The organism is Streptomyces sp. NPDC031445, from assembly GCF_055581365.1.
In genome coordinates this window covers 1-4,758 of the sequence record NZ_JBVIJO010000043.1, presented here as the reverse complement: position 1 = coordinate 4,758, position 4,758 = coordinate 1, and the positions used below count along the sequence as shown (strand labels likewise).

General features: G+C 73.2%; 1 protein-coding gene. It reads left to right on the top strand.

Annotation, left to right across the window (positions count from 1 at the left end; genetic code table 11):
- Positions 1-4,758, top strand: a 4,758-nt coding sequence (locus ACZ5DC_RS40460) for a type I polyketide synthase (RefSeq protein ID WP_468661472.1), incomplete at both ends; no start/stop codon positions are given.

Here is a 4,758-nt window from a genome sequence, read left to right as displayed (position 1 = left end):
GTGGCGGGGGATGTGCCGGTGTTCGTGGTGTTCTCGTCGGTGGCGGGGACGTTGGGGACGGCGGGGCAGGGTAATTACGCGGCGGCGAATGTGTTTTTGGATGCGTTGGTGTCCTGGCGGCGTGGTCGGGGGTTGTCGGGTACGTCGTTGGCCTGGGGGTTGTGGGAGCAGGCCGGTGGTATGACGGGGCATCTGGGGGACGCGGACCGCGCCCGCATGGCCCGCGCCGGCACCTTGCCCCTCTCCACCGAGGTCGGTCTCACCCTCTTCGACACCGCGATGGAACTCGACCGCGCGCACCTGGTGCTCAGCCCGCTCAACACGGCCCTGCTCACCTCCCGCACCGATCAGGGAGCCTCCGCGCAGAACGGCTCGCCGCTCTCCCCGCTCCTCGCCGGTCTCGTCCGGCCCGCGCTGCGCCGTGCGACGAGTGCCGCGGCGGCCGTCGGCTCCGGTTCCCCCCTCGCCGGTCGTCTGTCGGGGTTGGCGGTGGCGGAGCAGGAGGGGCTGTTGCTGGAGCTGGTGGCCGGTCAGGTGGCCGTGGTGCTGGGGCACTCCGAGGCGTCCCGGGTGGATCAGGGGAGGTCCTTCAAGGATCTGGGGTTCGATTCGTTGACGGCGGTGGAGTTGCGTAACCGGCTCCAGGCGGTGGCCGGGGTCCGGCTGCCCGCGACGGTGGTGTTCGACCATCCCAGTCCGGTGGCGTTGGCGGCCTGGCTGCGTGAGGAGCTGGTGGGCCGCGGGGAGCCGGTGGCGGTGGTGCCGGTGGCGTCGGTGGGTGTGGACGAGCCGGTCGCGATCGTGGGGATGAGTTGCCGGTTCCCGGGTGGTGTGCGTTCGCCTGAGGAGTTGTGGCGGCTGGTGGCCGACGGGACGGACGCGATGGGTGCGTTTCCCGCGGATCGTGGCTGGGATCTGGAGGGTCTGTTCGATCCTGATCCTGAGGTGCGGGGCAAGTCGTATGCGCGGCAGGGCGGGTTCTTGTACGACGCGGCGGACTTCGATGCGGAGTTCTTCGAGATCAGTCCGCGGGAGGCGTTGGCGACGGATCCGCAGCAGCGGTTGTTGCTGGAGCTGGCGTGGGAGGCGGTGGAGCGGGCCGGGATCGATCCGGGCGGCCTGCGCGGCAGTCAGACCGGTGTGTTCACCGGCGTGATGTACAACGACTACAGCTCCCGCCTGCGCCAGGCCCCGGCGGAACTCGAGGGATTCCTCCTCGCGGGCAACTCGGCGAGTGTCGCCTCGGGCCGGGTGGCGTACCAGCTGGGTCTGCAGGGACCCGCGGTCACCGTGGACACCGCGTGCTCGTCGTCGCTGGTGGCCCTGCACATGGCCGTCCAGTCCCTGCGCCGGGGAGAGTGCGACCTGGCCCTCGCCGGGGGTGTCGCGATCATGTCGACGCCGAACACCTTCATCGAGTTCAGCCGTCAGCGGGGGCTGGCCCCTGATGGGCGGTGCAAGCCGTTCGCGCGGGCGGCGGACGGTACCGGGTGGAGTGAGGGTGCGGGCCTGCTGCTCGTGGAGCGGCTCTCGGACGCCCGGCGCAAGGGGCACCGGGTGCTGGCGGTGGTGAAGGGCTCGGCGGTCAACCAGGACGGTGCGAGCAATGGTCTGACCGCTCCGAACGGGCCGGCGCAGGAGCGGGTGATCGCTTCGGCGCTGGCGGACGCGGGGCTGGGGCCGGCCGATGTGGACGTCGTGGAGGCGCACGGCACGGGCACCCGGCTCGGTGATCCGATCGAGGCCCATGCGTTGATCGCCGCCTACGGCCGCAGCCGTGATCCGGAGTGGCCGTTGCGGCTGGGGTCGGTGAAGTCGAACATCGGGCACACGCAGGCGGCGGCCGGCGTGGCCGGTGTGATCAAGATGGTGAAGGCGATCGAGCACGGGCTGCTGCCGGCGTCGCTGCACGTGGACGCGCCCAGCGAGCACGTCGACTGGGACGGCGCGGGCGTCGAACTCCTCACGGAGCACACGCCCTGGCCGCGGCTGGAGCGTCCGCGCCGGGCCGCGGTCTCGGCGTTCGGCATCTCCGGCACCAACGCCCACGTGGTACTGGAGCAGCCGCCGGCCGAGCAGGAGACGGCCGTGCGGGAGGACGACGAGCAGCCGGCCCCCGGCAGGGTGCCGTGGGTGCTGTCGGCCCGTTCCGCAGCCGCCCTGCGCGAACAGGCCGCCAACCTCGCCAAGGCGGTACGCGCCGCAGGCGACGCGGCCGACCCCGCCGCCGTCGCCCGGGCACTGATCACCCGTGCTCGCTTCCAGCACCGCGCCGTCCTGCTGGCCGACGACCCGGCCGAGTTCGCCGGACTGCTCGACGACCTTGCCGCGGGGACCTTGACCGAACGCGGTGCGCAGGGCTCCGTCACTGCCGGGGATGTGCGTCCGGTGTTCGTGTTCCCGGGGCAGGGGTCGCAGTGGGCGGGGATGGCGGTGGAGTTGCTGGGTGCTTCGCCGGTGTTCGCGGACCGGATGGCGGAGTGCGGGCGGGCTCTGGCGCCTCATGTGGAGTGGTCGTTGCTGGATGTGGTGCGGGGTGTGGAGGGTGCGCCGTCGTTGGAGCGTGTCGATGTGGTGCAGCCGGTGTTGTTCGCGGTGATGGTGTCGCTGGCTCAGGTGTGGCGGTCGTACGGTGTGGAGCCGGCGGCGGTGGTGGGGCATTCGCAGGGTGAGATCGCGGCGGCGTGTGTGGCGGGTGCGTTGTCCCTGGAGGACGCGGCGCGTGTGGTGGCGTTGCGCAGTCGTGCGTTGTTGCGGCTGGCCGGTACCGGCGGCATGGTCTCCGTGTCCCTTCCGGCGGCGGAACTGGAGCGGCGGCTGGAGAGCCGTTCCGGAGCCGTCTCGGTCGCGGCCGTCAACGGACCGACGTCCGTCGTCGTGGCCGGGGACGTCGCCGCGCTCGACGCCCTGACGGCCGAACTCGACGCCGACGGGGTACGCGCCCGCCGCATCCCGGTCGACTACGCCTCGCACTCCGCCCATGTCGAGGAACTCCGCGAGGAACTGCTCGAGATCCTCGCGCCGATCCGGCCGAGGGCAGCGCGGGTGCCGTTCTTCTCGACGGTCGACTGCGCCTTCAAGGACACCTCCGGGCTCGACGCCGAGTACTGGTACACCAACCTGCGGCGGACGGTACGCATGGAGGAGGCCGTCCGTGCCCTGGCCGACGCCGGCTTCAGCCACTTCGTGGAGTCCAGCCCGCACCCGGTGCTGACGGTCGGCGTCGAGGAGACCCTGGCCGGCCTCGGCCCGCAGGCCGCGGACGCTCCGGTCCTGTCGACACTGCGACGCGGCGAGGGCGGCCCCGACCGCTTCCTGCTCTGTCTCGCCGAAGCCTTCGTGGGCGGCCTGCCCGTCGACTGGTCCCGCACCCTGCCGAAGGGCGGCCGCAGCACCTTCGACCTGCCGACCTACCCCTTCCAACGGGAACGCTTCTGGCTGGACGCCCCCGCCGGGACGGCCGATGTGACGGCCGCCGGCCTGGACACGGCCGACCATCCGCTGCTGGGCGCGGTCGTCCCGCTCGGCGACGGCAGCGGCATGCTGCTGACCGGCAGGATCGCCCTGCACACCCACCCGTGGCTGGCCGACCACGGCGTGTCCGGCACCGTGCTCCTCCCCGGCACCGCCTTCCTGGAGATGCTGGTCCGGGCCGGCGAGGCCACCGGAGCCGACCGGGTCGACGACCTCACGCTGGTCGCCCCGCTCCTCCTGCCCGAGACCGGAGGAGTCGCGGTGCAGGTGGCCGTGTCCGAAGCGGACGACGCGGGACGCCGTGCCGTCACGGTGTACGCACGCCCGGACTCCGCCGACGCCGACGCCGACGCGGAGTGGACCCTGCACGCCACCGGCGCCCTGGACCGCACGGACGGCGCGCCGCAGCCGTCGGGCGCCCTCGCGGGCGCCTGGCCGCCACCCGGCGCGACCCCGGTCGACCTCACGGACGCCTACGGGCGGCTGCGGGCACTCGGCTACGAGTACGGCGCGTCCTTCCAGTGCCTGCACCGGCTGTGGCGGCAGGGCGACGACCTGTTCGCCGAGGTACGGCTGACGCCGGAGGGGCAGCGCGAGGCGGAGCGCTTCGCCGTCCACCCGGCCCTGCTGGACGCCGCCCTGCACCCGCTGGCCATGGGCGAACTGGGAGAGCCGCGGCCGGGGGCGCTGCCGTTCTCCTGGTCGGGCGTGTCCGTGCACGCCGTCGGTGCCGCGGTGCTCCGGGTCCGGCTGAGTCCCGCCACCGGTGACGCGGCGTCCATCGAGATCGCCGACGCGCTCGGCGCGCCGGTCGCCTCCGTCGAGTCCCTCGTGCTGCGCGAGACAGCGGGGAGCGGCCGGCCCGCCACGGAGCGCCGGCTGCCGCTGTTCGACGTGGACTGGCAGCCGCTCGCCGCGCCCGGATCCGGACACGACCTCTCCGGCTGGGCGCTGCTCGGAGCCGACCCCCTGCGCCTCGGCTCCATGGGCCAGGGCGGCACCCTGCGGCGGGTGGCCGACCTCGACGCCCTCGCGGACACCGGCCGGACCGCACCCGACCCCCAGGTCGTGCTCTGGCAGGCCGTGCCGCCGGCGCCCGGCCGCGCCGGAGAACCCGAACCACCGGAAGCCACCCAGGAACTCCTGGAGCACACCCTGTCTTTGGTGCGGGGGTGGTTGGCGGATGAGAGGTGGGTGTCGTCGCGGTTGGTGGTGGTGACGCGGGGTGCGGTGGGGCCTGGTGGTGTGTCGGGTGTGGGTGGTTTGGCGGGTGCGGGGGTGTGG